Raw genomic sequence first — 25,146 nt, forward strand, 5'->3', positions numbered from 1 at the left:
GGCGACGCCATATCGTGGGAAACGGCGCACGTCCCGTCCTGTGCGCCGCCCGCGACCCGAGGAACCGACACCCATGACCCGCGTGATCGCCGGCTCGGCCGGCGGACGCCGCCTGGCCGTCCCGCCCGGTACCGGCACCCGCCCCACCTCAGACCGTGCCCGCGAGGGCCTGTTCTCCACCTGGCAGGCGCTCCTGGGAACGCTCGACGGCATCCGTGTCGCCGATCTGTACGCGGGCTCCGGCGCCGTGGGCCTGGAGGCGCTCTCCCGGGGCGCCGCCCACGCGCTGCTCGTCGAGGCAGAGGCGAAGGCCGCGCGCACCGTCCGCGACAACATCCGCACCCTCGGCCTGCCCGGCGCGGAGTTCCGTGCGGGCAGGGCCGAGCAGATCGTGACGGGACCGGCGCCGGCGGACCCCTACGACGTGGTGTTCCTCGACCCGCCGTACGCCGTCACCGACGACGATCTACGCGAGATCCTGCTCACACTCCGCTCTCAGGGGTGGCTCGCGGAGGACGCGCTCGTCACGGTGGAACGGAGCACCAGGGGCGGGGAATTCGACTGGCCCGGCGGATTCGAACCGGAGCGGGCGCGCCGTTACGGCGAAGCCACGTTTTGGTACGGTCGCGCCGCCTCTACGTGCGAAGACGCACGATGACCGCACCGGAGAGCGAGGGAACCACGTTGCGCCGCGCCGTCTGCCCCGGGTCGTTCGACCCCATCACCAACGGGCATCTCGACATCATCGGACGAGCCTCGAAGCTGTACGACGTCGTCCACGTCGCCGTGATGATCAACCAGTCCAAGAAGGGCCTGTTCACCGTCGACGAGCGGATCGACCTGATCCGCGAGGTGACGGCCGACTTCGGCAACGTCGAGGTCGAGTCCTTCCACGGTCTGCTGGTCGACTTCTGCAAGCAGCGCGACATCCCGGCGATCGTGAAGGGCCTGCGGGCCGTCAGCGACTTCGACTACGAACTGCAGATGGCCCAGATGAACAACGGTCTCTCCGGGGTCGAGACCCTGTTCGTGCCGACCAACCCGACCTACAGCTTCCTCTCCTCCTCCCTGGTCAAGGAGGTCGCCACGTGGGGCGGCGACGTGGCGCACCTGCTCCCGCCCACGGTCCACACGGCGCTCGTGGAGCGGCTGGGCCGGAGCTGATGCCCTGACCTGCCGTCACCAGGTGTCGGTGGGGAGGCGACTGGCCGTACAGTCGTCCCCGTCCGTCTCCAACAGCAGCAGAGAGTGGCGAGCACACGGTGGACGTGCAGAAGAAGCTCGACGAGATCGTCGAAACGGTCGGGAACGCCCGCTCCATGCCCATGTCGGCGTCCTGCGTGGTCAACCGGGCCGAACTGCTCGCGATGCTCGAGGAGGTGCGCGAGGCGCTACCCGGCTCGCTGGCCCACGCCGAGGAGCTCATCGGCGGCCGTGAGCAGCTCGTCGAGCAGGCGAGGCAGGAAGCGGAGCGGATCATCGAGTCCGCCCGCGCGGAGCGCGGCTCACTGGTCTCCGGCACGGAGATTGCCCAGCGCTCCCAGGCGGAGGCGGACCGGATCCTCTCCGAGGCCCGCAGGGAGGCCGACGAGGTACGCGCCGAGGCGGACGAGTACGTCGACAGCAAGCTCGCCAACTTCGAGGTCGTCCTCACCAAGACCATCGGCTCCGTGGACCGCGGCCGGGAGAAGCTCCTGGGCCGTGGCGAGGGTCTCGACGAGCAGGGCCACGAGGACCCCGACTTCGCCGAGGCGCCGGAGCGCAGCGCCGACCCCGAGATACTGCGCCGTCGTGCCGACGACTACGTCGACACCAAGCTCGGCGCCTTCGAGGCGGTGCTCGCCAAGACCCTGGAGGCCGTCGGCCGGGGCCGCCAGAAGCTGCACGGCAGGGTCGCCACCGACGACCTCGGCGCGCACATGGCGGCCCAGGACGCCGTGGACGGGCGCCCGCACCTCAGCGACGAGGACCACTGGGCCGGACTGGCCGAGCTCGCCACCCCCGAGCCGAGGCAGCCCTCCTACGCGGAGCCCGAGCAGCCCGGCTACGCCCCGGCGGCCGCCTACCAGGACCCCGCGCAGGGCTTTCCGGTCCAGTCGGGGCAGGAGCCCACGTACGCGCAGGGTTACGGCTACCAGGACCCGCAGCAGCCCCAGGACGCCTACGGCTACCAGCAGCACGACCCGTACGCCGGCTACCAGCAGCAGGCGTACGACCCGAACCAGGCGCCGGAGTACGGCTGGCCCCAGCAGGCGCAGGTCCCCGCGCAGCAGGGGGAGGGGGCCCTCGACGAGACCAGCCTCTTCGACACCAGCATGATCGACCTGGAGCAGCTGCGCCGCTACGAACAGGGGCGCTGACCGGAGGGTCCGGACCGGATTGGGAGCTGGGCGGTACGTCCAGTATCCTGGCTCTTCGGTCGCGCGTATGTCCGCGATCCCGGCTGCCCTCTTCTCTCGGGACGACGTCCACGAGACTGCGGGGCGGCCCTCCCGAAGCCTCACCACGCACATGATCTTTCGAAAGCAGGAGAAGCCCTGAACGGCCACCTCGACCACCGCAACCCCCTCGTGTTCGATACGCGCGAGCTGGGTCGGCGTCCGGGTGCCATGAAGCGGCTGACCCGCACGGCGGACGCACCGAAGGACCTCGGCATCGACGGGGTCATCGGTGTTCCGGAGAATGCGCCCCTGGCGCTGGACCTCCGCCTCGAATCGGTCATGGAAGGGGTGCTCGTCACAGGTACCGCCCGTGCGACGGCCGAGGGGGAGTGCGTAAGGTGTCTGGAGCCGCTGACCGTGGAGGTCGAAGCGGACTTCCAGGAGATGTTCTCGTACCCTGACGCCGATGACCGGAACCGCAGCAGGACCGCGGACCCGGTCGACGACGCCGAGGACGACGAGGACAGGTTCTTTCTCGAGGACGACTCGTTCGACCTCGAGCCTGTGCTGCGTGACGCGGTGGTGCTCGCACTGCCGCTGCAGCCGGTGTGCAAGGAGACCTGTGCCGGCCTGTGTTCCGAGTGCGGAATCAGGCTGGACGAGAATCCGGATCACCACCACGATGCCGTCGACATCCGTTGGGCGGCACTGCAAGGACTCGCCGAGACCGTTCAGGACGGCGAGAAGGACAACATGGGCGGCGCCGAACCGGGCGTCGACGAGAAGCAGGAGAAGTAGCCGTGGCTGTTCCGAAGCGGAAGATGTCGCGCAGCAACACGCGCCACCGCCGGTCGCAGTGGAAGGCTGCGGTCCCCACCCTGGTTTCGTGCGAGCGTTGCCAGGAGCCGAAGCTGCAGCACATCGCGTGCCCGAGCTGCGGCACCTACAACAAGCGCCAGGTCCTCGAGGTCTGAGCGGCTGGTGAGAGGCCCGATGTCTGAGTTGTCCAGCGCCAAGAAGCAGGCAGACAACATCAACACAGCCTCGTCCCACACGCTTCTGGAAGGGCGGCTCGGGTATCACCTCGAGTCCGCCCTTCTGGTGCGTGCGCTGACCCACCGTTCGTACGCGTACGAGAACGGCGGTCTGCCCACCAACGAGCGGCTCGAATTCCTCGGGGATTCGGTGCTCGGCCTGGTGGTCACGGACACGCTGTACCGCACCCACCCCGACCTGCCCGAAGGCCAGCTGGCCAAGTTGCGGGCCGCGGTGGTCAACTCGCGTGCGCTTGCCGAGGTGGGCCGCGGCCTCGAACTCGGCTCCTTCATCCGGCTCGGCCGCGGTGAAGAGGGCACGGGTGGCCGGGACAAGGCTTCCATCCTCGCCGACACCCTTGAAGCGGTGATCGGCGCCGTCTATCTCGACCAGGGCCTGGAAGCGGCCTCGGAGCTGGTGCACCGGCTCTTCGACCCGCTCATCGACAGGTCCTCCAACCTCGGTGCCGGCCTGGACTGGAAGACCAGCCTCCAGGAGCTCACCGCGAGCGAGAGCCTCGGGGTTCCCGAGTACCTCGTCACGGAGACCGGCCCCGACCACGAGAAGACCTTTACTGCTGCTGCTCGCGTCGGTGGTGTCTCGTACGGCACCGGCACCGGTCGTAGCAAGAAGGAAGCGGAGCAGCAGGCGGCGGAGTCCGCCTGGCGTGAGATCAGCGCCGCCGCGGAAGCACGGGAGGCCGCGGCCAAGGCCGCAGCCGACGGAGGGGTCGCCGACACCCCTTCCAGCCCGTCGCCGCACTCGGACGCCGCTCCGGCCTGACCCATCAGGAAACCCCTCGGTGCCTCGCGCACCGGGGGGTTTTCGCTGTCCCGTCACACCCGCTCCGTCCCGTCCCTCCACCTCCCGAGGAGTGCCCGCCGTGCCCGAACTGCCCGAGGTCGAAGTGGTGCGGCGGGGACTGGAACGCTGGACGTCGGGACGTACGGTCAAGGCGACCGAGGTCCTTCACCCACGGGCCGTACGCCGTCATCCCGGAGGCGGGACGGACTTCGCCGCACGCCTCGTCGGCCTGCGCTTCGGTACGGCGATGCGCCGCGGCAAGTACCTCTGGATCCCCCTCGACGAGGCGGACGCCTCCCTCCTCGGTCACCTCGGGATGAGCGGCCAGCTCCTCGTGCAGCCGGAGGACGCCCCCGACGAGAAGCACCTGCGGATCAGGATCCGCTTCGACGACGGGCTCGGCACCGAGCTGCGCTTCGTGGACCAGCGCACCTTCGGCGGCCTGTCGCTCCACGCGAACACCCCCGACGGCCTGCCCGACGTCATCGCGCACATCGCGCGCGACCCCCTCGACCCGGCCTTCGACGACGCCGCCTTCCACCGGGCGCTGCGACTGCGGCGTACGACCGTCAAACGGGCCCTGCTCGACCAGTCGCTGATCAGCGGGGTGGGCAACATCTACGCCGACGAGGCGCTCTGGCGCAGCCGGCTGCACTACGAGCGCCCCACGGCCACCCTGACCCGGCCCAAAACCGCCGAGCTGCTCGGCCACGTACGGGACGTCATGCGGGAGGCCCTCGACCAGGGCGGGACCAGCTTCGACAGCCTGTACGTCAACGTGAACGGCGAGTCCGGCTACTTCGACCGGTCCCTGGACGCCTACGGGCGTGAGGACGAGCCGTGCCGCCGCTGCGGTACGCCGATGCGCAGGCGGCCGTGGATGAACCGGTCGAGCTACTTCTGCCCACGCTGTCAGCGTCCGCCCCGGTCCTCGTGAGGCAGAGGTGGGGCACTCACCTCTGAGCGCCCCACCAGGCCCGATACGTGTCCCGTCAGCGGGTCACGACGGCCACCTCACTCGCGTCGGAGGTGGTCCCGTCCTCGCGGAGGACCGAGACGCGGTAGTAGACCGTGCTGGCCGGCGGCAGCGCCGGGTCCTTCCAGCCCCAGGTGGTGCCGGCGCCGATCGGCTCCGTGTGCACGAGATCGAACGCCTGCGTCACCGGGTTCCAGCGGTGGATCGCGAAGCCGGTCACCTCGCTCAGACTCTCCGTGCCGGCGAGCGCCCAGGACAGCCAGCCGTTCTGGTCGGCGCCCAGATAGGCGACCGGAGCGCCGGGGGCCGCCGGGGCGGTCGGGCGGAGATCCAGCTCGGTGACGTCCACCGCGGTGGCGCCCGTGGCGGGGGTCAGCTGGTTCCCGTACTGGTCGACGGCCACGACGCTGTAGCGGACCTGCTGCCCGTCGGCGGGCACGTGGTCGTGGAACGCCGTCCCCTCGACCTTCCACGGCCGGAAGTCGGCGGGGTGGAGGACCGGGCTGTACATCCACTGCCCGTCGGTGAGCACGCCGCGCAGGACGAGGTAGTGGGCGAGGCCGGGATCACCGCTCGCGTCCCAGGAGAGGCTGACGCCGTTGGCCTTCGGCACGGCCTTCACACCGGTGACGGAGGCGGGCGCCGTGGTGTTGCCGACGACGGTGACCGACAGGGGTACGGAGGGAGTGCCGCCGTTGCCCTCGTGGTCCAGGGCGACGACCTGGTACGAGTAGGTGGCGCCGGCCGGCGGGGCCGGATCCGTGAAGCTGGTGCCCTTGATCCCCTTGCCCACCTCGGACCGCTGGGAGTTGGAGGTGCCTGGGCGGCTGGTCCGGAAGACGGAGTAGCCCGCGAAATCGGGGCTGGTCCCCGCGGAGGCGTCCCAGGTCAGGGTGACACCGGCCTCGCTCTCCGAGGCCCGTGCGCCGAGCGCGGTGTCGACCGGACCGGTCAGGTCGTCGCTGTAGTACATCGCGGTGCCGGAGGCGGCCGACTCGTTGCCGCTGGTGTCGACGGCGGTGACCACGTAGTAGTAGACGTCACCGGTCTGGGGCAGCGGGCCGGTGTAGCCGCCGCCCGACGAGGCGAGCCGGTTGGCGGGAGTGAGGGCGACAGGGGTGGACGTCGAGCGGTACACCCGGTACTCGGCGAGGTCCGGTTCGCCGTTGCCGTCCCAGTAGAGCGTGATCTTCGTGGGGGAGCCCATCGCCCAGTTGTCCTCGACGCCCTTCGGAGGCGCGGGGGCCGTGCGGTCGGTCGTGGTGACGCCGAGGTCGGCGGTGCCCGATGAGGCGTTGCCCGCCTTGTCGTAGGCGCGCACCTCGTAGTAGTAGACGTTGCCGTCCTTCGGCGCGGTCGTGTCCGTGTACGACGTCGAGGTGGTGGTGGTGGCGAGGGGAGCCGACGGGTAGGCGGAGCCCTTCAGGCGCCGGTACACCCGGTACCCGGCGAGGTCCATCTCCTTGTTCTTCGCCCAGCTGACCTTCGTGGAGGTGGTGACGGGGCTGTAGGTGACGGTGGTCCCGGTGGGAACGAGCGGCTTGACCTTGTCGACGGTGGCCGTCGTCCGGGGCGCGTAGGCGAACCTGACGTTCGCGGCCCCGGTCCAGTTCACGAAGTCGATGCGCAGACTGTGCGTGCCGGAGGGGATGGTGACATAGGTGGTCCTGGAGACAGTGTCGGCGACGTTCTTCCACAGGTCGACCTTGCGGACCCCGTCGACGTAGACGCGGATCCCGTCACGCGAGGACGCGGTGAACGTGAAGGGCCCGCCCGAGCCGAAGTCGCGGGTCGTGGCCCAGCGGACACCGAAGTCGTTGGAGGGCATCCCCTTGTAACCGGGTGCGCCTGTGCCCCAGTTCTGGTCGATCACCGAGTCGCAGTCGGTGCCCTTGGGCGTCCCGGTGAACGTGGTGTTCGCGTAGAACGTCCGCTTGAAGACGGGCGACGCGCAGGTCACGGCTGCGGAGGAGGGGGAGGCCGTCGCGAGCAGGCTGCCCGCCGCGGCGAGCACCACGGCGGCGGCCGTGGCCACCGTGGTGACTCTGGGTCGGTTCATGCGTTCCTTCGGTTCTGGTCGTCCGCGTCACGAGGTGACTGCCGACGATCAAGACTCCTGTGAGGGCCGCATGGTTGTAGGTCCGGAAGCCGGGACTGCTTCGAGGGGCGACGGAACGGAGCCGCCCCTGCCGGTCCGGGACGGGCAGGGGCGGAATTCAGCCGGACGGTCGGCTCAGAAGCCGAAGTCCTGCGTCCACCAAGGCCCGCCGGAGCCGAGGTGCACACCGACGCCCATGGTCTTGTAGTCGCAGTTGAGAATGTTTGCTCGGTGACCGTCGCTGGCCATCCAGGCGTCCATGACGGCCTGTGCGTCGGCCTGGCCGCGAGCGATGTTCTCCCCGCCGAGGCCGTCCACACCCGCCGCGGCGGCGCGGTCCCAGGGGGTCTTCCCGTCCGGGTCGGTGTGGCCGAAGAAGTCGCGGGCGGCCATGTCCTCGCTGAAGTCCTGGGCGAGCGCCGTGAGGGGGGAACTGGTCGTGACCGGGCTGCAGCCGACCTTCGCGCGCTCCTGGTTGACCAGGGACAGCACGGTGGCCTGGGCGGAGGCGGCCGACGGGCTCGGAGCGGCGCTGGGCCTGCTGCTCGGGGAGGCCGTGGAGGGCTTCGGGGATGCGGACTTGGTCGCGGGGGCCGACGTGGCGGTCTTCTTCGGCTGGGCCACGGGTGCCTTGGTCCGCGCGGGAGCCTTGGTGCGCTCCGGTGATTTCGTCGCCTTCTTCGAGGCGGTGGCGGAGGGCTTCGTGGCCGTGGCGGACGCCTTGGCGCCGGCCGACTTCGACGGGCTCGCCGAGGCGGAAGGAGACCGCGAGGGAGCGGCGGAACGGTCCGCACCCCGGCTGGCCTGCGCAGACGCGGAGGCGGACGTACGGTCGGTCGGTTCGGCGGACGTGCCGCCCTGGGTCAGCAGATCGGGGGCGCCACCGGCGTGGACCTGGTCGGCCACACCGTTGCCGCTGACGCTGTAGCCGTCACCGCCCGGCAGCAGTCCGGAAGCCACGGCGACCGCGCCCACCGCCACGGCCGCGGACACCCCGAGGAGTCCGGCACGCACCGGTATACCGGCCCGCTTCCTCCGGCGGGTGCCGTGATGGTGCCCGCCCGTGGTGTGCGCCGCGTCCTGCTCAGCGGCGGGGGCCGCGCCTGCGCGTCGATGCCGTCCCATGCGCTGTGCCTTCCTCGTGCTCCGGGCGTCGTTCCGACGTCACCGCATTCAAGATCAAGCTCACCCGTTCGAGTGAGGCTATTGCGAGGGGACCTTACGCCATCGCGGAATGGGGGCGAGGTGCTTCCCGGGCAATTGGACGGTTAGCGTTCGGTCATGAACGAAGATGCACGACTCGTCGTATGGGTACGCGGACGAGTACAGCAAGTAGGGTTCCGCTGGTTCACCAGGGCAAATGCTTTGGAGATCGGAAATCTCACCGGCTTCGCGCTCAATCTCGACGACGGCCGGGTGCAGGTGGTGGCCGAAGGTCCACGTGAGAATTGCCACCGTCTGCTCAGCTGGCTCGGCTCCGACGACACACCCGGCCGCGTGGACGGGGTCACTGAGATCTGGGACACGCCCCGCGGTGGATACGACGGATTCGCGATCCGCTGAAGGCGGCGGCGGAAGCAGATCGGATTCACTCTGCTCGCGGGCGGCCGGAGTGAGTGCCCGGGGGTGGGGATGAAGGCCTCGCACCCGAAATGACCTGCGAAAGAAGCAGGCGGCCGGACATGGTTGCCAAGACGCGCACGCCGTGTCAGGCTGCGGCATTGAAGAAGATCTCCAAGCCCTTCGGGACCCGCAGGAGAGCCGCGCCGCGCGATCAGCCGGCTGCGCGCCCCCGGGCCGCCCGACTCGCTGGCATGTGATCGTGTTGACCGTCAAACTTTTTGGTGAGACGCTGAAAACCCCGCGCACCTGAGCTGTTCGGCAGGGCTGGTGACAGCAGAACAGCAGTGAAGAGACAACACTGCCGAACGCCGCGGGTGCGATTCCCTCACGTCCACGACCACGACCCACACCTCAGCGGTCGGTCACTCAGTGTGGAGGACCATCCATCATGGCAAAGGCGCTTCTCGGTTACGTCGGCGGTACCGACCCGCGACTCCTCGCCGAGATGCGACGGCTTCAGAAGCGCGTCCAGGACCTGGAATCCGAGCTCGTACGGATCCAGGACGAGAACGACGCGCTCAACGCCGCCGCCCAGCACCAGGAGTCGTTGCTCGACAGCATCGACATCGACGTACCCCAGGCGGAGCCCGCGCTGACCTGATCCCAAGGCCCTGCCGGGGCCGGTCGGGGCCGTAAGCCAGTCGCTCGGGATTCAACCCCTCGAAGTCTTCGTCACGGATCGTCGTTCCGGATCACCGGGGACCGCTCCCGGACCGCGCCTGTTCGCGATCCGTCACGTAGGACTCTGCTCGGACGACCGCACGGCAGCGCTGTGCGGGACGTACACAGGGACGCTTCGGCGTCCCTTTTTTCTTTCCCCCGGTATCATCCCCGCCCTATCGCTCTTCGCTTACCGTCTGATGTGCCCTGCACCTTCATCAGCGAAACCGAGAGTGAAAGGTAGAGTCCGGCGGCGTGCACCTCAAGGCCCTGACCCTCCGTGGTTTCAAATCGTTCGCCTCCGCCACGACCCTGCGGTTCGAACCCGGTATCACCTGCGTCGTCGGCCCGAACGGATCCGGCAAATCCAATGTGGTGGACGCGCTCTCCTGGGTCATGGGGGAGCAGGGGGCCAAATCCCTGCGTGGCGGCAAGATGGAGGACGTGATCTTCGCCGGCACCACGGGGAGACCCCCTCTGGGCCGCGCGGAGGTGTCGCTGACGATCGACAATTCCGATGGTGCGCTCCCCATCGAGTACGCCGAAGTCACCATCACCCGGATCATGTTCCGAAACGGCGGCAGCGAATACCAGATCAACGGGGACACCTGCCGGCTGCTCGACATCCAGGAACTCCTCTCCGATTCCGGCATCGGCAGGGAGATGCACGTCATCGTCGGCCAGGGCCGGCTCGACTCCGTCCTGCACGCCGACCCGACGGGGCGCCGCGCCTTCATCGAGGAGGCGGCCGGGGTCCTCAAGCACCGCAAGCGCAAGGAGAAGGCGCTGCGGAAGCTGGAGGCGATGGGCGCCAATCTCGCGCGCGTCCAGGATCTGACGGACGAACTGCGGCGCCAGCTCAAGCCACTCGGCCGGCAGGCCGCCGTGGCGCGCCGGGCCGCCGTCATCCAGGCGGATCTGAGGGACGCCCGGCTGAGGCTCCTGGCCGACGACCTGGTGGGGCTGCGCGAGGCGCTGCGCGAGGAGATCGCCGACGAGGCCGCCCTCAAGCAGCGCCGGGAGGCGGCAGAGGCCGAGCTGAAGGCGGCGCTGGTCCGGGAGGCGGACCTGGAGGACGAGGTGCGCCGGCTGGCCCCCAGGCTCCAGCGCGCCCAGCAGACCTGGTACGAGCTGTCGCAGCTGGCCGAGCGTGTCCGCGGCACCGTCTCGCTCGCCGAGGCACGGGTCAAGAGCGCCGTCTCCGCACCGGAGGAGGAGCGCCGGGGACGTGACCCGGAGGACATGGAACGCGAGGCCGCGCGGATCCGTGAGCAGGAGGCGGAACTTGAGGCGGCGCTCGAGGCGGCGGAGCACGCCCTGGAGGACACCACCGCGCACCGGACCGAACTGGAAAGGGAGTTGGCGGCGGAGGAACGCAGGCTCCGCGACGCCGCCCGCGCCATCGCCGACCGGCGTGAGGGCCTCGCCCGGCTCACCGGCCAGGTCAACGCGGCCCGCAGCCGGGCGGGTTCGGCACAGGCCGAGATCGACCGGCTGGCCGCGTCCCGGGACGAGGCCCTGGAGCGGGCGACCGCGGCTCAGGAGGAGTACGAGCAGCTCAGGGCCGAGGTCGACGGACTGGACGCCGACGACGAGGAACTGGCCGGACGGCACGAGGCCGCGAAGCGGGAGCTCGCCGGAGCCGAGACCGAGCTGAGCGCCGCCCGCGAGGCGCTCACCTCGGCCGAGCGCAGCCGGGCCGCCGTCTCGGCCCGGCACGAGGCGCTGTCGCTGGGGCTGCGGCGCAAGGACGGCACGGGAGCGCTGCTCGCCGCCGGGGACCGGCTGCCCGGTCTGCTGGGCCCTGCCGCGGAGCTGCTCACGGTTGCACCGGGACACGAGGTCGCGGTCGCCGCCGCACTGGGGGCCGCCGCCGACGCGATCGCGGTCACCGACCTCGACACGGCGGCCGAGGCGATCCGCATGCTCCGCAAGCAGGACGCCGGGCGGGCGGCCCTGCTGCCGGGTGGCTCCGGGAGCGCGCAGGTCCCGGCGCAGGGAACGGAGCAGATCCCGGAGCCTCCGGCCGGCCATGTGCCCGGCCAGGCCGCGGCGGTGGAGGACGGGCCGGCAACGGCCGTCACGCTCCCCGCACCGGGGACGGTGACGGAGGCCGGGACGCGACGCGGTGCCGCCGTGCCCGCCGGCCTGCCCGAGCCGTCCCCCGGCCGGTCCGTCACAGGGGAACACCCCGCTCCGGCGGTCGCCGGTCTGCTGAGCGGGCCCGCCGACCTGATGGCGGCCGTGCGGCGACTGGTGCGGGACATGGTGGTCGTCGACACCCTGGAGGACGCCGCGGAAATGGTCGCGGCCCATCCCGGGCTGACGGCCGTCACCTCCGAGGGCGACGTCCTCGGAGCCCACTTCGCGCACGGCGGGTCCGCGGGGGCACCCAGCCTGCTGGAGGTGCAGGCATCGGTCGACGAGGCCGCCGCCGAGCTGGCCGAGCTCGCCGTGCGCTGCGAGGAGCTCGCCTCGGCCCAGCGCGCGGCCGCGGCCCGCCGGGCGGAGGGAGCCGCCCGTGTGGAGGAACTGGGGGAGCGGCGCCGGGCCGCCGAGCGGGAGAAGTCCGGTGTCGCGCAGCAGCTCGGGCGGCTGGCGGGGCAGGCCCGTGGCGCGGCCGGGGAGGCGGAGCGTACGACGGCCTCCGCCGCCCGGGCGCAGGAGGCGCTGGAGCGGGCGACCGAGGAGGCCGAGGAGCTGGCGGAACGCCTGCTGGTCGCCGAGGAGACCCCCGTGGAGGAGGAGCCCGACACCTCCGTACGCGACCGGCTCGCCGCCGACGGCGCCAACGCGCGCCAGACCGAGATGGAGGCGCGCCTCCAGGCCCGTACCCACGAGGAGCGGGTCAAGGCGCTGGCCGGACGGGCCGACGCCCTCGACCGGGGAGCCCGCGCCGAACGCGAGGCCCGCGCCCGTGCCGAGCAGCGCCGCGCCCGGCTGCGCCACGAGGCGACCGTCGCCGGCGCCGTGGCCTCGGGCGCCCGGCAGCTGCTCGCCCACGTGGAGGTGTCGGTCGTCCGCGCCGAGGAGGAGCGGTCCAGGGCAGAGGCCGCGAAGGACGAACGTGAGCGGGACCTGGCCGCCGAGCGCGGCCGCGGCCGGGACCTCAAGAGCGAGCTGGACAGGCTGACGGACTCGGTGCACCGGGGCGAGGTCCTCGGGGCGGAGAAGCGGCTGCGCATGGAGCAGGTGGAGGCCAAGGCGCTGGAGGAGTTCGGCGTCGAGCCGGCCGGTCTCGCCGAGGAGTACGGCCCCGGCCAACCGGTGCCGCCCTCACCCGCTGCCGAGGGCGAGGAACTTCCCGAGGATCCCGAGCACCCCCGGAACCAGCCGAAGCCCTTCGTCAGGGCCGAGCAGGAGAAGAGGCTGAAGGCGGCCGAACGGGCGTATCAGCAACTCGGGAAGGTGAATCCGCTGGCTCTCGAGGAGTTCTCGGCGCTGGAGGAACGGCACAAGTTCCTCTCCGAGCAGCTCGAGGACCTGAAGCGGACCCGGGCCGATCTGATGCAGGTGATCAAGGAGGTCGACGAACGCGTGGAGCAGGTGTTCACGGAGGCCTTCCGGGACACCGCGCGTGAGTTCGAGGGCGTCTTCTCCCGCCTCTTCCCCGGCGGTGAGGGACGCCTCGTCCTCACCGACCCGGACAACATGCTGACGACCGGTCTCGACGTCGAGGCGAGGCCGCCCGGCAAGAAGGTCAAGCGCCTGTCGCTGCTGTCCGGGGGCGAGAGATCCCTTACGGCAGTTGCCCTGCTGGTCTCCATCTTCAAGGCGAGGCCGAGCCCGTTCTACGTCATGGACGAGGTGGAGGCGGCGCTCGACGACACCAATCTGCAGCGCCTGATCCGGATCATGGAGGAGCTCCAGGAGAGCTCCCAGCTCATCGTGATCACGCACCAGAAGCGGACGATGGAGGTCGCCGACGCGCTGTACGGAGTCTCCATGCAGGGGGACGGAGTCTCCAAGGTGATCAGTCAGCGTCTTCGCTGAGATCCGGGGCATACGGACTGACAGGCCATCAGGCCGGCTTTACCAAATCTTCAATACTTCAACGTAGGTTTTGGGTGTTTCTGGGTGATTGTGAAGTGTCAGGGGATCTTCATCGCCTCTTGACTTCGGAACTTGAACGCATAACCTCAGCAATGTTGTTTTTGCCTTCAAGTGGTGGTCGACTGAAAGTTGTGCGCCACTGGGAGGGCTCACCCCCCACGCCTGACGTTGCGGCCAGGTATCAGGAGTTCATGTGACCAGCAGAGCGCGCGGACCGGAGTCCGGAGCCCGGGAGGCCCACCCGGACCATCTCGGCCATGTCATCTTCATCACCGCCGCCGCGGCGATGGGCGGTTTCCTCTTCGGCTACGACAGCTCCGTGATCAACGGTGCGGTCGAGGCCATCCGCGACCGCTACGACATCGGGTCGGGGACGCTCGCACAGGTGATCGCCATCGCGCTGATCGGCTGTGCGATCGGTGCCGCGACCGCGGGCCGGATCGCGGACCGGATCGGCCGTATCCGCTGCATGCAGATCGCCGCGGTGCTGTTCACCATCAGCGCCGTCGGGTCCGCGCTGCCGTTCGCCCTCTGGGATCTCGCCATGTGGCGGATCATCGGCGGCTTCGCGATCGGTATGGCCTCGGTCATCGGCCCGGCCTACATCGCCGAGGTCTCCCCGCCCGCCTACCGCGGACGTCTCGGGTCCTTCCAGCAGGCCGCGATCGTCGTCGGCATCGCGATCTCGCAGCTGGTCAACTACGGCATCCTGCAGATCGCCGACGGCGACCAGCGCGGTGAGATCGCCGGATTCGAGGCCTGGCAGTGGATGCTCGGCGTGATGGTCGTGCCGGCCATCCTCTACGGCCTGCTCTCCTTCGCGATCCCCGAGTCGCCGCGCTTCCTGATCTCCGTCGGCAAGAGGGACCGTGCCCGGCAGATCCTCGAAGAGGTCGAGGGCAAGAACGTCGACCTCGACGCCCGCGTCGAGGAGATCGAGACGGCCATGCGCCGTGAGCACAAGTCGAAGTTCAGCGACCTGCTCGGCAGCCGGTTCGGCTTCCTGCCGATCGTCTGGGTCGGTATCGGGCTGTCGGTCTTCCAGCAGCTCGTCGGCATCAACGTCGCCTTCTACTACTCGGCGACGCTGTGGCAGTCCGTGGGCATCGACCCGACCGACTCGTTCTTCTACTCGTTCACCACCTCGATCATCAACATCATCGGCACCGTGATCGCCATGATCCTGGTGGACCGGGTCGGCCGCCGGCCGCTCGCACTCGTCGGCTCCGCCGGTATGGCCGTCGCCCTGGCCTTCGAGGCATGGGCCTTCTCCGCGGACCTGGTCGACGGGAAGCTGCCCACCGCGCAGGGCACCGTGGCGCTGATCGCGGCCCACGTCTTCGTGCTCTTCTTCGCCCTGTCGTGGGGTGTCGTCGTCTGGGTCTTCCTCGGCGAGATGTTCCCGAACCGGATCCGCGCCGCCGCCCTCGGTGTCGCCGCCTCCGCGCAGTGGATCGCCAACTGGGCGATCACCGCGAGCTTCCCCAGCCTCTCCGACTGGAACCTCTCGGGCACCTACATCATCTACACCTGCTTCGCCGTGCTCTCCATCCCCTTCGTGCTCAAGTTCGTGAAGGAGACCAAGGGCAAGGCGCTGGAGGAGATGGGCTGATCCCCGCTGCCCCCTCCTCGACCGCTGCCCCGGTCCGGCCCGTGCCGGACCGGGGCAGCGCCGTACGGGCCGAGCGTCCGGACGCCGGGCGTCAGAGCCCGCGCGGCGTACCACCCGTCCCGTCGGCCGGGCGTGGCAGGACGGCGTAGAGCCCTCCGGAGACGAGCACCGTCACCGCCCAGCCCAGTCCGTCGCGGCCCACCCGGGTGGAGGCGAGCGGCCCGCTGAACCACTCGACCTCCGTCAGGAGCAGTCCCACCACTAGCCCGGCCGCCCAGGCCCCCACGGCGGGCCGGCTGAATCCGGCCGTGTACCAGTAGCCGCTGCCCGGCCCCGTGTCCATGAGCGCCACCCGGTCGTAGGTGCGACCGCGCAGCAGGTCGACCCCGAACACCCCGATCCAGGCCGAGAAGGTCACGCCCAGCAAGGTCAGGAAGGAGAGGAAGGTACCGAGGAAGCTCGTCGCCACGACCATGAGCAGCCCGCCGAGCAGCAGGCTGATCGCCGCGTTCACCCCCACGGCCCAGGCGCGGGGCAGCGCGAAGCCGAGTGTCTGCGCCGTGAACCCCGCCGAGTAGAGGGACATCGAGTTGATCAGCATCATGCCGACGACCGCCGTCAGCAGGTAGGGAACGGCGATCCACCGCGGCAGCAGGTCGCCGACGAACGACACGGGGTCCCTGGCGGAGGCGAGGTCCGGTGAGGCCACCGCCATCACCGCGCCCGTCGTCACCAGGGGGAGCACCACGGCCAGGGCTCCGCCCGCGGCTGCCCCCACCAGCGCCGCGGCCGAAGCGGACCTCGGCAGGTATCGGGTGAAGTCGGGAGCCGACGGGGCCCAGCTGATGCCGCCGGCGGCCAGGGTCCCGATCCCCGCCGTCACCAGCGCCGCCTCTCCCGGAGGCCGGGCCAGCAGGGCGGCCCAGGGGGCCGTCGCGATCAGACGGGCCAGTACGAGCAGGCTCGCCGCGCCGAAGAGGCAGGCGGAGATCCTGGAGGACACCCGCAGTGCGCGGAACCCCAGCCCCGAGACCAGGAAGCCCGCGGCGACGAACGCCGTCAGGGTCACCAGGGCCGCCCCGGAGGATCTCCGGACCCCGAGTGTCAGATCGAGCACCGCGAGCAGAGCGTAGGAGCCCGTGACCGCGTTGACGCTCTCCCAGCCCCAGCGGGACACCCACACCAGGGCCCCGGGGAGGAGATTCCCGCGCTGGCCGAAGACCGCCCGTGACAGCGCCATACCGGGGGCGCCGCCACGCTTCCCCGCTACCGACACCATGCCGACGAGCCCGAAGGACAGGACGGGGGCGACCGCCCCCACGGCCAGCACCTGCCAGAAGTTGAGCCCGTCGAGCACGGTCAGCCCCGCGCCCACGGTCAGCAGCAGGACCGTCATGTTGGCCGTGGCCCACGTGGTGAGGAGGGAGCGGACCCGGCCGGTGCGCTCACCGTCGGGGACGGGGTCCAGGCCGCGGTTCTCCACGGGCAGAAGCGTACCTTTACCCCCAAACGTGGCATCCCGATCGTGCGGTCCCTCACCGCCGCCCGCCGGAACCACGCCCGGACCGCGGCGGTGCCCGATACTGGACGGGTTATGGAAATCGTCATCCTTGCTGTAGTCATCGCCCTGGTCGCGGTCGGCCTGATCAGCGGGCTCGTGGTCAGCAGCCGCAAGAAGAAGCAGCTGCCGCCCTCGGCGCCGTCGAGCACGCCGACCATCACTCCTCCCGCCGAGCCCCACGTCGGCGAGGAGGCCGAGACACCGCGCGACGAAGCGCGGCGCACCGTCGAGGAGGTCGGTCTCCCCGGTACTCCCGTCGAGGAGACGCCGGTCGTCCTCGAGCCCACCCCCCAGCTCGAGGTGCCCGAGCCCACCGCAGGCCGCCTGGTGCGGCTGCGCGCCCGGCTCGCCCGCTCGCAGAACTCCCTGGGCAAGGGGCTGCTCACCCTGCTGTCCCGCGACAACCTCGACGAGGACACCTGGGAGGAGATCGAGGACACCCTGCTCACCGCCGACGTCGGCGTGGCCCCCACCCAGGAGCTCGTGGAGCGCCTCCGGGAGAGGGTCCGCGTCCTCGGCACCCGTACGCCCGACGAGCTGCGCACCCTGCTGCGTGAAGAGCTGATCACGCTGCTCGGCCCCGACTTCGACCGCGAGGTCAAGACCGAGGGCGGCGCCGAGACGCCCGGCGTCGTCATGGTCGTCGGGGTCAACGGCACGGGCAAGACGACCACCACGGGCAAGCTGGCCCGGGTGCTCGTCGCCGACGGCCGCAGCGTCGTGCTCGGTGCCGCCGACACCTTCCGCGCCGCCGCCGCCGACCAGCTGCAGACCTGGGGCGAGCGGGTCGGTGCCCGCACCGTGCGCGGCCCCGAGGGCGGCGACCCGGCCTCGATCGCCTTCGACGCCGTGAAGGAGGGCATCGCCGAGGGCGCCGACGTGGTGCTCATCGACACCGCCGGCCGGCTGCACACCAAGACCGGCCTCATGGACGAGCTCGGCAAGGTCAAGCGGGTCGTCGAGAAGCACGGTCCGCTCGACGAGGTCCTTCTCGTGCTCGACGCGACGACCGGGCAGAACGGTCTCGTCCAGGCGCGGGTGTTCGCCGAGGTGGTGGACATCACCGGCATCGTCCTCACCAAGCTGGACGGCACCGCCAAGGGCGGGATCGTCATCGCCGTCCAGCGCGAGCTGGGCGTCCCGGTGAAGCTCATCGGCCTCGGTGAGGGGCCGGACGACCTGGCCCCGTTCGAGCCGGGAGCATTCGTGGACGCGCTGATCGGCGACTGACCGTTCGCGACCGTACGGCGGAGGGGAGCCCTTATCCGTCCCGACGGGTCACCAGCGGTGGCATATGTAGGCGAGGGTCCCCAGCAGCAGCCTGGCCTGCGGGGGAGCGGCGGCGGTGTCCGGGACCGGGGGACGCAGCCAGCGGACCGGGCCCAGTCCGCCGAGGTCCGACGGAGGGGCGGTCACGTGGGCGCCGCGGCCCAGCGCCCGCAGATCCAGATCCGCGTCGTCCCAGCCCATCAGGTAGAGAAGGCCCGGCAGCCCGGCCGCGGCCCCCGGGGCGACGAAGAACTGCGTACGGCCGTCCGGCGTGACCGTCACAGGGCCCAGCGGCAGTCCCATCCGCTCCATGCGGACCAGTGCCCGGCGGCCCGCCGCCTCCGGCACGTCCAGCACGTCGAAGGTGCGGCCGACCGGCAGCATCACGGAGGCACCCGGAACCTCCGCCCACGCGTCCGCGGCCGCCCCCAGGGTGGCGCCCGGCGGCACCTCCCGGGCGAAGTCGAGCGGATGGGCGCCCGGGGCGGGGCAGGACTCGTCCCCGCACGAGCAGTCGCCCGCCGCGGCCCGGGCGCCCGGAACGACCGCCCAGCCCCACAGCCCCGTGTACTCGGCCACCGCGGTCGCGCCCGTCGCGCGACCGCGACGCCGGGTGCCGGAACGCATCTCCCGTATGCCGCCGATCGTGAAGCCCATGCCCCCTCCAACGGGTCCGACTCACCGGTGGTTACGACCCGTTGTCCGGGACGCCCTCCGCCGCAGCCTCCGATCCGGCGGCGCCCAGGGGGTGTTCCAGGAGGACGCGGCACGATCCGCGCGCCCCGCAACGCCTCGCTGCGCCTGCTGCTGATCGCGGCCTGTCAAGTGAATCGCGGACGGCGCCGAGCGGGTTCATTCGAAGGGGTGGCGAATGGTGGCGTTTCAGCAACTGCCCTCGCGGAGCGGGTGATCGTAGGATTACCGTGGGTACCCGAACCTGCAATTGCACGCGCTCATGGGTATGCCCCGGGCAACCCGATTTTCTGTTCGACGGCGCCCGAAGTCAGTACGGGCAGCGCGGACGCACGGCAGTCTGATAGAGGTTCGCGCGACAGGTTTCAGCGGGATGGGGGCGTATCCGTGAGTGGCAGCGGCGCAGGCGAGGCGAATGCCGGGAAGCGCCCGAACGGGCAACTGGGATCGTGGTTCGTCCGGAGCGGCTGGTCGAAGGGCGAACTCGCCCGCCAGGTGAACCGGCGGGCCCGCCAGCTCGGCGCCCACCACATCAGCACCGACACCTCCCGGGTACGCCGGTGGCTCGACGGTGAGCAGCCGCGCGAACCCATCCCGCGCATCCTCGCCGAGCTCTTCTCGGAACGCTTCGGAGCCGTCGTCTCCGTGGAGGACCTCGGACTGCGCGTCGCCCACCAGGCCCCGTCGGTGTCCGGCGTGGACCTCCCCTGGGCGGGCCCGCAGACCGTCGCGCTGCTGAGCGAGTTCTCCCGCAGCGACCTCATGCTGGCCCGGCGGGGCTTCCTCGGCAGCTCCCTCGCCCTGGCCGCCGGCCCCACCCTGATCGAGCCCATGCAGCGCTGGCTGGTGCCCGCCACCCGGACCGGGCAGGCGGAGACCGGGCTGCCCACCGAGGGGAGCCGCCCCTCCAAGCTCTCCGCCCCCGAGCTCGACCTCCTGGAATCCACCACGGCGATGTTCCGTCAGTGGGACGCGCAGTGCGGCGGCGGCCTGCGCCGCAAGGCCGTGGTCGGCCAGCTCCACGAGGTGACCGACCTGCTCCAGGAGCCCCAACCGCCGGCCACGGCCAAGCGCTTGTTCCGATGCGCGGCCGAACTGGCCGAGCTGGCGGGCTGGATGAGCTACGACGTGGGCCTCCAGCCCACCGCCCAGAAGTACTTCGTGCTCGCCCTGCACGCTTCCAAGGAAGCCGGGGACAAGCCGCTGGGCTCGTACATCCTCTCCAGCATGAGCCGTCAGATGATTCACCTCGGCCGGCCCGACGACGCGCTCGAACTCATCCACCTCGCCCAGTACGGAAGCCGCGACTGCGCCACCGCCCGGACCCAGGCCATGCTGTATGCGATGGAGGCGCGCGCGTACGCCAACATGGGGCAGCCGAGCAAGTGCAAGAGAGCCGTCCGGATGGCCGAGGACACCTTCGCCGACGCCGTCCTCGACGACGAGCCCGAGCCCGACTGGATCCGCTTCTTCTCCGACGCCGAACTCCACGGCGAGAACGCGCACTCCTACCGTGACCTCGCCTATGTCGCCGGCCGCAGCCCCACGTACGCCTCCCTCGCCGAACCCGTGATGGCCCGAGCCGTGGAGCTCTTCGGCGAGGACGACGAGCACCAGAGGTCCTACGCGCTCAACCTGATCGGCATGGCCACCGTGCACCTGCTCAAGCGGGAGCCCGAACAGTCGACCGTCCTGGCCACCCAGGCGCTGAAGATCGCCAGGAAGGTCCGGTCGGAGCGCGTCAACACCCGGCTCCGCAAGACCGTCGACACCGCTGCCAGGGACTTCGGCGACATCTCCGAGGTCGCCGACCTCACCCAGCTGCTCGGTGAGCAGCTCCCGGAGACCGCCGAAGCGGTCTGAAGGCAATCCGGCCACCGGCCACGACGGCCGCCCCGTCATACCCGACTCGGCTCCCCCATCGCCAGGTCAGCGGGTCGCCGTCGTGGCCGGTTCACGTCGTGCGGCGCGCCGGACGTGCCGTATGCGGCGCAGGCAGCATGGTAGGCAGGGGACCGGGTCCGACACTCCTCATTCATTCGGACGTAACACGCGGCGTGCCTTCGTCACTGCGGTGAAACATCGTGCGGCATTCGTGGAAACCGCGCTGCGCGAATCTCATGGCGCATAACCGGCCCGCACCTTTTCACCGTGGTCCCGCACCCCCGCACGTGGCCGCACCGACGACGAGGAGACGCCGATGCCCCCAGGCATCACGACGCTTGCCGCAGACGCCCCGGAGCTGTCTGCCGCCAACACAGGGTTCATGCTCATCTGCTCCGCGCTGGTGATGCTCATGACCCCGGGTCTGGCCTTCTTCTACGGAGGCATGGTCCGCGTCAAGAGCACCCTGAACATGCTGATGATGAGCTTCATCAGCCTCGGGATCGTCACGATCCTGTGGGTGCTCTACGGATTCAGCCTCGCCTTCGGCACCGACGTCGGCTCCGTCATCGGCTGGAGCTCGGACTACGTCGGCCTCAGCGGAATCGGCGTCACCGAGCTCTGGGACGGCTACACCATCCCGGTCTACGTCTTCGCCGTCTTCCAGCTGATGTTCGCCATCCTGACCCCGGCTCTCATCAGCGGCGCCCTCGCCGACCGGGTCAAGTTCACCTCCTGGGCCCTGTTCATCACCCTCTGGGTCACCGTCGTCTACTTCCCGGTCGCCCACTGGGTCTGGGGTGCGGGCGGCTGGCTCTTCGAGCTGGGCGTGATCGACTTCGCCGGTGGTACGGCCGTCCACATCAACGCGGGTGCCGCCGCCCTCGGCGTGATCCTCGTCATCGGCAAGCGGATCGGCTTCAAGAAGGACCCGATGCGGCCGCACAGCCTGCCGCTCGTCATGCTCGGCGCGGCCCTCCTCTGGTTCGGCTGGTTCGGCTTCAACGCCGGCTCGTGGCTCGGCAACGACGACGGTGTCGGCGCCGTCATGTTCGTCAACACGCAGGTCGCCACCGGCGCGGCCGTCCTCGGCTGGCTCGCCTACGAGAAGATCCGCCACGGCTCCTTCACCACCCTCGGCGCCGCGTCCGGCGCGGTCGCCGGCCTCGTCGCCATCACCCCCGCCGGCGGAGCGGTCAGCCCGCTCGGCGCCATCGCGATCGGTGTCATCGCCGGTGTCCTGTGCGCCATGGCGGTCGGCCTGAAGTACAAGTTCGGCTACGACGACTCCCTCGACGTCGTCGGCGTCCACCTCGTCGGCGGTGTCCTCGGCTCCCTGCTGATCGGCTTCTTCGCCACCGGTGGCGTGCAGTCCGACGCCAAGGGCCTCTTCTACGGCGGCGGGCTCGACCAGCTCGGCAAGCAGGCCGTCGGTGTCTTCGCCGTCCTCGCCTACTCCCTGGTCGTCTCCGCCGTCCTCGCCTTCATCCTCGACAGGACCATCGGTATGCGGGTCAGCGAGGACGAGGAGATCTCCGGCATCGACCAGGTCGAGCACGCCGAGACCGCGTACGACTTCAGCGGAGCCGGCGGCGGCGCGGCCTCCCGTACCGCCCAGCCCGCGCCCGGCACCCCGGCAGCCCCGACGAACAAGAAGGTGGACGCATGAAGCTCATCACGGCAGTCGTGAAGCCGCACCGGCTGGACGAGATCAAGGAGGCCCTCCAGGCCTTCGGCGTCCAGGGCCTCACGGTCACCGAGGCCAGCGGCTACGGGCGTCAGCGCGGCCACACCGAGGTCTACCGTGGTGCCGAGTACACCGTCGACCTGGTCCCGAAGATCCGCATCGAGGTACTCGTCGAGGACGAGGACGCCGAACAGCTCATCGACGTCGTGGTCAAGGCCGCGCGGACCGGCAAGATCGGTGACGGCAAGGTCTGGAGCGTCCCGGTCGACACCGCGATCCGCGTACGGACCGGCGAACGCGGCCCCGACGCACTCTGACCGACGGTTCCCGTGAACGGAAAGGCAACTGGGTGACGAGCACCGAAGTGACCACCGAAGCAGAGGACTCGGGACCCAGCGGCTACGCGGCGGCCCGGCTGCGCCTCCTCCAGCAGGAGGCGCGGTCCGGGCCGCCGCGCCGTGCGGCCCTCGCCCGCCTCACCGACGACTGGCTCACCGGGCTGTTCACCGCGGCCGCCGAACGGTCAGGCGTCCGGGGGGCCGCCCTCGTCGCCGTCGGCGGATACGGACGGGGCGAACTCTCCCCGCGCAGCGACCTCGACCTGCTGCTCCTGCACGACGGCAGCGCCGACGCCGGAGCGGTCGCCTCCCTGGCCGACGCGATCTGGTACCCGGTCTGGGACCTCGGCCTCGCCCTCGACCACTCCGTGCGGACACCGGCGGAGGCGCGCGGCACGGCGGGGGAGGACCTCAAGGTCCAGCTCGGGCTGCTCGACGCGCGTCCCGTCGCCGGGGACATCGGTCTCGTCGCCGGACTGCGGACCACGATCCTCGCCGACTGGCGCAACCAGGCCCCCAAACGCCTCCCGGCCCTCGACGAACTCTGCCGGGAGCGGGGCGAGCGCGTGGGCGAGCTCCAGTTCCTCCTGGAACCCGACCTCAAGGAGGCCCGCGGCGGCCTCCGCGACGCGACCGCGCTGCGCGCCGTCGCCGCCTCCTGGGTCGCGGACGCGCCCCGAGAGGGACTCGCCGAGGCGCGCCGTACGCTCCTCGACGCCCGCGACGCACTGCACCTCACCACAGGCCGGGCCACCGACCGGCTCTCGCTCCAGGAACAGGACCAGGTCGCGGGGGCGCTCGGACTCCTGGACGCGGACGCCCTCCTGCGCCAGGTGTACGAAGCCGCCCGGACCGTCTCCTACGCCACCGACGTCACCTGGCGCGAGGTCAACCGCGTCCTGCGCGCACGCTCCTCACGGCCGCGGCTGCGGGCACTCCTCGGGGGCGGCGCCAAGGCCGCGCCGGAACGCACCCCGCTCGCCGAGGGCGTCGTCGAGGCCGACGGCGAGGTCGTGCTCGCACGCACCGCCCGCCCGGAGCGCGACCCCCTGCTCACCCTGCGGGCCGCAGCCGCCGCGGCCGAGGCCGGGCTCCCGCTCTCCCGCCACCTCGCCCGGCACCTGGGCACATCCGCCCAGCCGCTGCCCGTGCCGTGGCCGCCCCAGGCCCGTGAGGAGCTCGTCACCCTGCTCGGTGCCGGCGAGTCCACCGTCGCCGTCTGGGAGGCGCTGGAGGCGGAAGGCATCATCACCCGCCTGCTGCCCGACTGGGAACGCGTCCACTGCCGGCCCCAGCGCAACCCCGTCCACACCTGGACCGTCGACCGGCACCTCGTCGAGACGGCGGTCCGCGCCTCCCACCTCACCCGCCGGGTCGGCCGCCCCGACCTCCTGCTGATCGCCGCGCTGCTCCACGACATCGGCAAGGGCTGGCCGGGGGACCACTCCGTGGCGGGCGAGGTCATCGCCCGCGACATGGCCACCCGCATCGGCTTCGACAAGCAGGACGTGGCGGTCGTCGCCACGCTCGTCCGCCACCACCTGCTTCTGATCGACACCGCCACCCGGCGCGACCTCGACGACCCCGCCACCGTCCGTTCCGTCGCCACGGCCGTGGGCAGCGCCTCCACCCTGGAACTGCTGCACGCGCTCACCGAGGCCGACGCGCTGGCGACCGGTCCCGCGGCGTGGAGTTCCTGGCGGGCCTCCCTCGTGGCCGACCTCGTCAAACGCGTCGCCGCCCTGCTGGCCGGCGAGGAACCGCCCGAACCCGAACCGATCGCGCCCAGCGCCGAGCAGGAACGCCTCGCCGTCGAGGCGCTGCGCACCGGCGAGCCCGTCCTGTCCCTGCACACCCGGCCGGGGCCCGCGGCCGAGGAAGGCGAACCCGAACCCGTCGGCGCCGAACTCCTCATCGCGCTGCCCGACCGCCCCGGGGTCCTGCCCGCCGCGGCCGGAGTGCTCGCCCTGCACCGGCTCACCGTGCGGGCAGCGGACCTGCGTGCCGTGGAACTCCCCACGGAGCTCGGCGAGACGGCCGGTCTGCTGGTGCTCAGCTGGCGGGTCGCCGCGGAGTACGGCGCGCTTCCCCAGGCCGCCAGACTCCGTGCCGACCTCGTACGCGCCCTGGACGGCTCACTGGACATCCGGGCCAGGCTCGCCGAGCGCGAGGCCGCCTACCCGCGGCGGCGCGGGATGAAGGCCCCGCCCCCCAGGGTGACCGTCGCAGCCGCCGGCTCACGTCTGGCCACGGTGATCGAGGTCCGCGCCCAGGACGCCCCGGGGCTCCTCCACCGGATCGGGCACGCGCTGGAGCGGAGCGCCGTACGGGTGCGCAGCGCCCATGTCTCGACGCTGGGGGCCAACGCGGTGGACGCCTTCTACGTCACGGACACCGACGGCGAACCGCTGTCCCCGCAACGGGCCGCCGAGGTGGCCAGGGAGGTCGAGAAGGAGCTGGGCTGACCCCCCG

The 25,146-nt window shown here is 71.0% G+C and carries 20 protein-coding genes; 16 read left to right on the top strand and 4 right to left on the bottom strand.

Features of this window, described 5'->3' with window-relative positions:
- The first annotated feature begins 73 nt into the window (after nucleotides 1-73).
- The 7 genes from rsmD (at nucleotide 74) to mutM (ending at nucleotide 5,157) form a co-directional block, all read left to right on the top strand.
- Nucleotides 74-658, top strand: coding sequence for a 16S rRNA (guanine(966)-N(2))-methyltransferase RsmD (rsmD, locus tag ACFXOA_RS11165; RefSeq protein WP_385025027.1), 585 nt, complete (start codon nucleotides 74-76; stop codon nucleotides 656-658).
- Between the two features lie 26 nt (nucleotides 659-684).
- A complete protein-coding gene (coaD, locus tag ACFXOA_RS11170) occupies nucleotides 685-1,164 on the top strand; it encodes a pantetheine-phosphate adenylyltransferase (protein ID WP_385025124.1) in 480 nt (159 codons plus the stop codon).
- A 98-nt stretch (nucleotides 1,165-1,262) separates the two neighbouring features.
- Nucleotides 1,263-2,360 (top strand): cell division initiation protein, encoded by a 1,098-nt coding sequence (locus tag ACFXOA_RS11175; RefSeq protein ID WP_385025030.1) that lies wholly within the window; start codon nucleotides 1,263-1,265, stop codon nucleotides 2,358-2,360.
- A 210-nt stretch (nucleotides 2,361-2,570) separates the two neighbouring features.
- On the top strand, nucleotides 2,571-3,179 hold the full coding sequence (locus ACFXOA_RS11180) for a YceD family protein (RefSeq protein ID WP_385025033.1): 609 nt from the start codon (nucleotides 2,571-2,573) through the stop codon (nucleotides 3,177-3,179).
- Between the two features lie 2 nt (nucleotides 3,180-3,181).
- The gene (gene rpmF, locus ACFXOA_RS11185) at nucleotides 3,182-3,355 is read left to right on the top strand and encodes a 50S ribosomal protein L32 (protein WP_003965982.1); all 174 of its coding nucleotides are present in this window, start codon (nucleotides 3,182-3,184) and stop codon (nucleotides 3,353-3,355) included.
- Between the two features lie 19 nt (nucleotides 3,356-3,374).
- Nucleotides 3,375-4,199: a ribonuclease III gene (rnc, locus tag ACFXOA_RS11190; protein WP_385025035.1), complete on the top strand. Its 825-nt coding sequence runs from the start codon at nucleotides 3,375-3,377 to the stop codon at nucleotides 4,197-4,199.
- Nucleotides 4,200-4,299: 100 nt separating this feature from the next.
- Nucleotides 4,300-5,157: a bifunctional DNA-formamidopyrimidine glycosylase/DNA-(apurinic or apyrimidinic site) lyase gene (gene mutM / locus ACFXOA_RS11195; RefSeq protein ID WP_385025038.1), complete on the top strand. Its 858-nt coding sequence runs from the start codon at nucleotides 4,300-4,302 to the stop codon at nucleotides 5,155-5,157.
- Between the two features lie 55 nt (nucleotides 5,158-5,212).
- Here mutM and ACFXOA_RS11200 read toward each other — a convergent pair whose 3' ends face one another.
- Nucleotides 5,213-7,255, bottom strand: coding sequence for a fibronectin type III domain-containing protein (locus tag ACFXOA_RS11200; protein WP_385025041.1), 2,043 nt, complete (start codon nucleotides 7,253-7,255; stop codon nucleotides 5,213-5,215).
- Nucleotides 7,256-7,429: 174 nt separating this feature from the next.
- Nucleotides 7,430-8,419: a CAP domain-containing protein gene (locus ACFXOA_RS11205; RefSeq protein ID WP_385025044.1), complete on the bottom strand. Its 990-nt coding sequence runs from the start codon at nucleotides 8,417-8,419 to the stop codon at nucleotides 7,430-7,432.
- A 156-nt stretch (nucleotides 8,420-8,575) separates the two neighbouring features.
- On the opposite strand from ACFXOA_RS11205, the gene ACFXOA_RS11210 reads away from it, so the two are divergent.
- The 4 genes from ACFXOA_RS11210 (at nucleotide 8,576) to ACFXOA_RS11225 (ending at nucleotide 15,242) form a co-directional block, all read left to right on the top strand.
- Nucleotides 8,576-8,857 carry an acylphosphatase gene (locus tag ACFXOA_RS11210; RefSeq protein WP_385025047.1) on the top strand — a complete coding sequence of 94 codons (282 nt, stop codon included), beginning with the start codon at nucleotides 8,576-8,578 and terminating at the stop codon, nucleotides 8,855-8,857.
- A gap of 448 nt (nucleotides 8,858-9,305) precedes the next feature.
- A complete protein-coding gene (locus ACFXOA_RS11215) occupies nucleotides 9,306-9,518 on the top strand; it encodes a hypothetical protein (RefSeq protein ID WP_362554740.1) in 213 nt (70 codons plus the stop codon).
- Between the two features lie 314 nt (nucleotides 9,519-9,832).
- Nucleotides 9,833-13,570, top strand: a complete 3,738-nt coding sequence (locus tag ACFXOA_RS11220; protein WP_385025050.1) for an AAA family ATPase — start codon at nucleotides 9,833-9,835, stop codon at nucleotides 13,568-13,570.
- A 253-nt stretch (nucleotides 13,571-13,823) separates the two neighbouring features.
- The gene (locus ACFXOA_RS11225; protein ID WP_385025053.1) at nucleotides 13,824-15,242 is read left to right on the top strand and encodes a sugar porter family MFS transporter; all 1,419 of its coding nucleotides are present in this window, start codon (nucleotides 13,824-13,826) and stop codon (nucleotides 15,240-15,242) included.
- 91 nt (nucleotides 15,243-15,333) lie between these two features.
- On the opposite strand, the gene ACFXOA_RS11230 is transcribed toward ACFXOA_RS11225, so the two are convergent.
- On the bottom strand, nucleotides 15,334-16,725 hold the full coding sequence (locus ACFXOA_RS11230; RefSeq protein WP_385025056.1) for a purine-cytosine permease family protein: 1,392 nt from the start codon (nucleotides 16,723-16,725) through the stop codon (nucleotides 15,334-15,336).
- Between the two features lie 111 nt (nucleotides 16,726-16,836).
- Here ACFXOA_RS11230 and ftsY point away from each other — a divergent pair, with 111 nt between their 5' ends.
- Nucleotides 16,837-18,033, top strand: a complete 1,197-nt coding sequence (ftsY, locus tag ACFXOA_RS11235; protein WP_385025059.1) for a signal recognition particle-docking protein FtsY — start codon at nucleotides 16,837-16,839, stop codon at nucleotides 18,031-18,033.
- Between the two features lie 48 nt (nucleotides 18,034-18,081).
- Here the strand turns inward: ftsY and ACFXOA_RS11240 are convergent, their stop codons facing one another.
- Nucleotides 18,082-18,729: a bifunctional DNA primase/polymerase gene (locus ACFXOA_RS11240; protein WP_385025062.1), complete on the bottom strand. Its 648-nt coding sequence runs from the start codon at nucleotides 18,727-18,729 to the stop codon at nucleotides 18,082-18,084.
- Between the two features lie 423 nt (nucleotides 18,730-19,152).
- On the opposite strand from ACFXOA_RS11240, the gene ACFXOA_RS11245 reads away from it, so the two are divergent.
- The 4 genes from ACFXOA_RS11245 to ACFXOA_RS11260 all read left to right on the top strand — a co-directional run bounded on the left by ACFXOA_RS11245 (nucleotide 19,153) and on the right by ACFXOA_RS11260 (nucleotide 25,139).
- Nucleotides 19,153-20,628, top strand: a complete 1,476-nt coding sequence (locus tag ACFXOA_RS11245; protein ID WP_385025065.1) for a hypothetical protein — start codon at nucleotides 19,153-19,155, stop codon at nucleotides 20,626-20,628.
- Nucleotides 20,629-20,965: 337 nt separating this feature from the next.
- Nucleotides 20,966-22,318, top strand: coding sequence for an ammonium transporter (locus tag ACFXOA_RS11250; protein ID WP_385025068.1), 1,353 nt, complete (start codon nucleotides 20,966-20,968; stop codon nucleotides 22,316-22,318).
- Nucleotides 22,315-22,653, top strand: coding sequence for a P-II family nitrogen regulator (locus tag ACFXOA_RS11255; protein ID WP_033304048.1), 339 nt, complete (start codon nucleotides 22,315-22,317; stop codon nucleotides 22,651-22,653). The genes ACFXOA_RS11250 and ACFXOA_RS11255 overlap by 4 nt, the downstream gene beginning before the upstream one ends.
- Before the next feature lie 32 nt (nucleotides 22,654-22,685).
- Nucleotides 22,686-25,139, top strand: coding sequence for a [protein-PII] uridylyltransferase (locus ACFXOA_RS11260; RefSeq protein WP_385025071.1), 2,454 nt, complete (start codon nucleotides 22,686-22,688; stop codon nucleotides 25,137-25,139).
- Nucleotides 25,140-25,146: the final 7 nt, after the last annotated feature.

The organism is Streptomyces sp. NPDC059166 (assembly GCF_042755185.1).
Taxonomy (GTDB): Bacteria; Actinomycetota; Actinomycetes; order Streptomycetales; family Streptomycetaceae; genus Streptomyces.

Bases quoted from the DNA above. Each gene is read 5' to 3' on its own strand.
- ACFXOA_RS11250 (WP_385025068.1), top strand. From the start codon at position 20,966: ATGCCCCCAGGCATCACGACGCTTGCCGCAGACGCCCCGGAGCTGTCT.
- ACFXOA_RS11200 (WP_385025041.1), bottom strand. From the start codon at position 7,255: ATGAACCGACCCAGAGTCACCACGGTGGCCACGGCCGCCGCCGTGGTG.
- ftsY (WP_385025059.1), top strand. From the start codon at position 16,837: ATGGAAATCGTCATCCTTGCTGTAGTCATCGCCCTGGTCGCGGTCGGC.
- ACFXOA_RS11215 (WP_362554740.1), top strand. From the start codon at position 9,306: ATGGCAAAGGCGCTTCTCGGTTACGTCGGCGGTACCGACCCGCGACTC.
- ACFXOA_RS11205 (WP_385025044.1), bottom strand. From the start codon at position 8,419: ATGGGACGGCATCGACGCGCAGGCGCGGCCCCCGCCGCTGAGCAGGAC.
- ACFXOA_RS11255 (WP_033304048.1), top strand. From the start codon at position 22,315: ATGAAGCTCATCACGGCAGTCGTGAAGCCGCACCGGCTGGACGAGATC.
- ACFXOA_RS11240 (WP_385025062.1), bottom strand. From the start codon at position 18,729: ATGGGCTTCACGATCGGCGGCATACGGGAGATGCGTTCCGGCACCCGG.
- rsmD (WP_385025027.1), top strand. From the start codon at position 74: ATGACCCGCGTGATCGCCGGCTCGGCCGGCGGACGCCGCCTGGCCGTC.
- ACFXOA_RS11210 (WP_385025047.1), top strand. From the start codon at position 8,576: ATGAACGAAGATGCACGACTCGTCGTATGGGTACGCGGACGAGTACAG.
- rnc (WP_385025035.1), top strand. From the start codon at position 3,375: ATGTCTGAGTTGTCCAGCGCCAAGAAGCAGGCAGACAACATCAACACA.